This is a genomic window from Rhizobacter sp. P5_C2 (assembly GCF_054049715.1).
Genome location: NZ_JBFULV010000192.1, coordinates 1 through 5512 on the forward strand (window position 1 = coordinate 1; position 5512 = coordinate 5512).

General features: G+C 72.1%; 3 protein-coding genes. All 3 read left to right on the top strand.

The genetic code is table 11. The features are described from left to right. The coding region (locus ACXJLU_RS32565; RefSeq protein ID WP_457337876.1) for a DUF1175 family protein at positions 1–310 on the top strand (310 nt) is incomplete at its 5' end. Further along, on the top strand, positions 307–4917 hold the full coding sequence (locus tag ACXJLU_RS32570) for an alpha-2-macroglobulin family protein (RefSeq protein WP_457337877.1): 4611 nt from the start codon (positions 307–309) through the stop codon (positions 4915–4917). The genes ACXJLU_RS32565 and ACXJLU_RS32570, both read left to right, overlap by 4 nt. 7 nt (positions 4918–4924) lie before the next feature. Continuing rightward, positions 4925–5512 (top strand): DUF2300 domain-containing protein (locus ACXJLU_RS32575; RefSeq protein WP_457337878.1); only part of this gene is annotated, 588 nt, incomplete at its 3' end.

The following is a 5512-nucleotide window of genomic DNA, read 5'->3' on the forward strand; positions in this document are numbered from 1 at the left end:
CGCCGACGGCACGCGCGATGCCTTCGTCGGCGCGCTCGAGCTGGTGCAGGAGAACACCCGCCCGGTCGCACGCCAGCTGACGCAGGCGGTGGCCGGCGACCTGCTGTTCTACGACTTCGGCGACGAGCAGCACCTGATGGTCTGGATGGGCCGCTACATCGCGTACCACACCGGCCGCGTCGAGCCCAACGACAACGGCCTGCGCGCGGTGCGCGCCGACCAGCTCCTCGGATGGAAGGACACGCGCTGGCGGCCTTCCGACGACAACCCCAACTTCTCGGGCGTCCATCGACTGGCGTTCCTCGCATGAAGAACCTGACCAAGATTTCCTGGCCTGTCCTCGCTCTTGCCGCGCTGCTGGTGCTGCCGCCCGCCGGGTCGGCCGCACCTGCGCCCGTCGGGCCGGTGCCGCTCCCCAATGCCTGGGCGCCGTTCTCCGGCGAGCCCTTCTTCCTGCTGTCCGATGCGACCTTCGGCAGCGCCGACATCGCGAAGGTGCGGCTCGAAGTCAACTCGCCGCAGATGCTGGAGCAGGCCGGCGGCGTCGACGTGCTGGTCTACCGCATCCCGCAGCCGCTCGATTTCCTGCAGCGCCAGAAGAACCTGCACCGCGTGCAGGTCGATGCGCGGCCGGCCGAGCCGGGGCTGTCGAACACGCTGACCCACCTGTGGGACAACTGGGCCGTCAAGTCGCGGCTCGCGTGGCAGAAGCTGTTCTCGAACGACGCGCGCCTGGCCGTCACCGCGCAGGCGCCCGAGCTGAAGACGCCGAAGGCGCTGCGGCAGCCGTCCACCTTCGAGGAGCCGCCGCAGTTCAAGCCGATCGCCGGCCTCGCGGTGATCGAGCGCTTCCGCTACCCGGTGCAGGCCGCCAAGCCGATCGAGCCGCCGAAGGACCTGAAGCTCGCCGGCAGCAGCAGCGAGTTCATCAACCCGTCGCAGGGCAACGTCTGGGTGCCGATCGGCAAGCGCGCGCCGGGCCTGTACCTGGTCGAGGCGATCGCCGGCCAGCACCGCGCGACGACGCTGCTGTTCGTCAGCGACACCGTCGCGCTGACCAAGGTCTCCGGCGAACAGATGCTGGTGTGGGCGGCGCAGCGCGGCAACGGCGCCGCGGTGCCGAAGACCCGCGTCGTCTGGACCGACGGCATCGGCGTGCTGAAGAGCGGCGCGGCCGATGCGCAGGGCCTGGTGCGGCTCGACCGCAAGGCACCCGAGCAGACCTACCTGTTCGGCGAAGACCCGGCGGGCGGCGTCTTCGTCTCCGAAAACTTCTACTACGACAGCGAGATCTACGCGGCCAAGGTCTACGCCGTGACCGACCGCCCGCTGTACCGCCCCGGCGACTGGGTGCAGGTGAACGTGAGCGGCCGCGAGTTCCGCAGCGCCCGCGAATCGGTGAGCCTGAAGGACGGGCCGCTCACGCTGCAGGCGCTCGACCCGGCCGGCCAGGTGATCGCGACGCAGTCGCTGCGCTTCAGCGGCACGCAAGGGGCGGACACCCGCTTCGCGCTGCCCGACAACGCGGCGGCCGGCGGCTACGAGCTGCGCCTCGCGATGGGCGACGACGTCTACACCGCGGCCTTCCGCGTCGCCGACTACCAGAAGCCGCATTTCGAGATCACGCTGCTGGCCGACAAGCCCGGCTTCGCGACCGGCGAACGCGTCAGCGGCAAGCTGCAGCTGAACTACCCGGACGGCAAGCCGGTCGCGCATGCCCGCGTCAGCCTGACGGCGCGCGCGCAGAAGCTGACGATGGTCGAGGGCGAGCTCGACTACGGCGGCCAGTTCCCGCTCAAGCTGACGCAGGACGAGCTGCAGACCGACGGCAGCGGTGTCGCGAGCTTCTCGCTGCCGCCGGCCGACCAGCCGAGCCGCTACATCCTGACGGCGCTCGCGACCGATGGCGCGGCCTGGCGCGTGCGCACGTCGAAAGAGATCCTGATCGAGCGCGGCAGCGGGTCGTACAAGCTGACGCCGGACCGCCAGTTCTCGAAGCCCGACGAGCCGGTCGCGTTCACGGTGAGTGCCGGCGCGCAGTCGGCGGCCGACACGGTGCGCCCGGCGCGCTGGGAATGGCTGCGGCTCGAGAACCGCGCGAAGGAATCGGGCGTGATGCCGGCCGGCGACGTGCTGACCCTGCGCTTCCCGCAGCCGGGGGCCTATACGGTGTCGCTGCGCGATGACAAGGGCCGCCTCGTCGGCGCCGCCAGCCACTGGGTCAGCGGCGACGGCCTGAAGGCGCCCGCCGGCAGCATCACGATGGTGTTCAACCGCGCCGCCTACCGCGCCGGCGACACCGCCGAGCTGTTGCTCAGCTTCCCGGAGCCGATCGACCACGCGCTGCTGACGCTGGAGCGCGACCGCGTCGAAGCGACCGCGGTGCTCGGCGAATCGGCCGACTGGGTCAAGAGCGAGCGCCTCGGCCCGACGCAATGGAAGCTGACGCTGCCGGTGCGCGAGGAGATGAGCCCGAACATGACGGTGTCGGTCGCCTACGTGAAGAACGGCGACTACGTGTTCCAGAACCAGGGCCTGCTGGTCGAGCAGCCGCGCATCGCGCTCGGGCTGCGCACCGACAAGCCGGTCTATGCGCCGGGCGAGCTGGTCACGGTCGACGTCGACACGCGGCTCGGCGGCAAGCCGGTGGCGGCCGAGGTCGCGGTCGGCGTGGTCGACGAGATGATCTACGTGCTGCAGCCGGAGATCGCGCCTGGCATCGAGGAGTTCTTCTACCACCCGCGCCGCAACAACGTGCGCACCAGCGCCAGCCTGTCGTTCATCGGCTATGACCTCGCGACCAGCAAGCTCGGCGTGCTGCCGTCGTCGCGCCAGGTGAACCAGCGCGCGGTCAAGGTGCTGGAGCGGCCGCGCCGCGACAACATCGACACGGCGGCCTGGGAGCCGCGGCTGTCGACCGACGCGCAGGGCCATGCGCGCTTCACGTTCCGCATGCCCGATTCGCTGACGCGCTGGCGCATCACCGCGCGGGCGATGCAAGCCGGCGGCGCGGTCGGCCAGCAGGTCGGCTGGGTGCGCTCGGACAAGCCGTTCTACGCCAAGTGGACCAGCCCCGACTGGCAGCGCGAGGGCGACCGCGCGCAGGCGTCGATCGCGCTGTTCAACCAGACCGGCCAGCCGGCGCGCATCGAATGGGAAGCGCGCGGCGCGGGCGTCGAGCGCAAGGACACGCTGAGCGTGCAGCCGGGCATCAACTTCATCGCGCTGCYGATCGCGGCCGACCGCGTCGGTGCCGCCGGCGTCAGCCTGGTGCTGCGCCAGGACGGCCGCGTCGTCGACCAGCTCGACACCACGCTGCAGCGCCTGCCGGTGGCCTGGCGCGCGCCGCGCGAGCAGGTGCTGGACATCAGCACGGGCAGCGCCGTCTTGAAGCTGCCGGCGGACGCGACCCGTGTGCGCGTGGCCTTCGCGCAAGACCCTGCCGCCGGTGCCTTCAACCGCTGGATGGAGGAGCTGATCGATTTCCCGTACGGTTGCGTCGAGCAGACGGCGAGCCGCATGCTGCCGCTGTCGATCGCGCTGCAGTCGTTGTCGCCGGCTCAGCAGCCGCTGGCACCGCAGTTGACGCAGAGGCTGTCGACGGCGCGGCTGTCGCTGGCGCAGATGGCCGGCCCGCAGGCGCGCTTCGGCTGGTGGGGGCGCGGCATGAGCGACGACGCCTTCCTGACCGCGTACGCCTACTACGCCGACTGGCGCGCGACGCAGGCGCTGCGCACCAGCCTGCCCGACGAGCACTGGGAGCGGCTGCTCGACGTGTATGCGAAGGAGGGCAGCCTGCTGCCGTCGATCCAGCGCGCGCTCGCGCTGTCGTGGATGCAGGAGATGGGCTTGTCGGTGGGCGCGATGAACGCCAGCCTGGTCGAGCAGCTGACGGCGCAGGAGGCCGGGGCCCCGCCGGTCCAGTTGCGGGATGGCAGCTGGGTGCTGATGGAGGGTGATGTGGCCGGCTCGCGCGACATCGCGCTGGTGCTCGCGGTCGACACCGCGCAGCGTGCCAAGGGCTCGCTCGCGGCCGACCAGCGCGCCGCAGCCGATGCGGCCGCTGCGCGCCTCGGCGGATCGACCTCGCCGTTCGTGCAATCGCTGCTGATGGCGACGCGCCGCAGCGGCACCGAGAAGGCCGGCGAGCTGCTCGGCCAGGTGGGCGCCGACATGCCGACCTTCGACCGCTCGCAGACGTTGTTGTGGCTGCAGCGCGCGCTCGGCCGCAAGCCCGACGCCGCCGTCTCCGATGTGGCACTGGCCGCACCGTGGCAGCGCAGCGTCGGCAGCAGCGGCGACGTGGTGTGGACCTTGCCGGCCAGTGCGGCGCTGCCGGCCACGCTGGCCTTGCCGGCCGGTGGCAAGGCGGCCTGGGCCTACGTCAGCTACGAGAGCAGCGAGGCGCAGGCGCCGGTGTTGCCGGTGAGCATCAAGCGCACGCTGTGGCGCGTGGTGACGGCGCCGAAGCCGGCAGCGGCGTCGCAACCGGCGGGACAACAGGCCTCCCCTGACAACGCGCGCATGAACGTCACGTTGGAACGGATCGAGCCCGGCACGCCGCTGGACACCAACACGCTGTACCTGGACCAGGTCACGCTCGGTGCGCCGAAGGCGATGCGCTGGGCGCTGCTCGAGGTGGCGCTGCCGCCCGGCGCCGCGGTCGAGGCCAGCACCTGGGGCCTGGACCTGAGCGGCCAGCCGCTGGAACGTGCGCAGCACGAGCCGACGGCGCAGGGCTATGCGGTGCCGGTCGAGAAGCTGGAGGCCGGCGGCACGGTCACGCTGCGCCACCTGGTGCGCTTCGCGCAGCGCGGCCAGTTCAAGCTGCCGCCGGCGCGCGTGCACCGCATGTACCAGCCGGAGGCCAAGGGCGTCGACGGCAGCGGTGCCTGGTCGACGGTCGAGGTCCGCTGAGGCCGGCATGCCGATCCGCTTCGCCATCGCCATCGCGCTGTTCGCGGCCTGCACCGTGCAGGCCACGCCGGCGACGCGCCTGGCGTGGCTGCAAGGCGACGAGCTGATCGCGCTGCAGCGCAGCGGCGACGGTGCGCAGCCGCTCGCGTCGGTGCCGCGCACGCCGCTCGGCAGCACCTGGAAGCTGTTCGTGCACGGCTACCTGGAGGCGCGCGGCGTGCAGGAGCCGGCCTACCGCTGCGAGGCGGTGCAGCGCCTGCCCGACGACGATTACTGCTGCGACCCGGGGACCTCCATCGGGCGCGACGAGGCGCTCGCGCGCTCCTGCGGCCCGTACTTCGAGCCGAAGCGGCTGGCGCTGTCGGCCGACGACTGGGCGCGCTTCTGGCGCGAACGCGGCGCACCGGCCTGGCTGCAACGGCTCGACGCGATGCAGCCCGGTACCGAGCTGGCGGTGCCCGAGCTGCTGCAGGCGCTGCGCCAGGTGCCGGCGCCGTCGCGGCTGGCGGCGCGGCAGGCGCTGCTGCCGCTGGCCACGCGCGATGCCGCGGTGCTGGCCGCGCTCGGCAGCGGGCCGCGCTTCAAGACCTGGTCG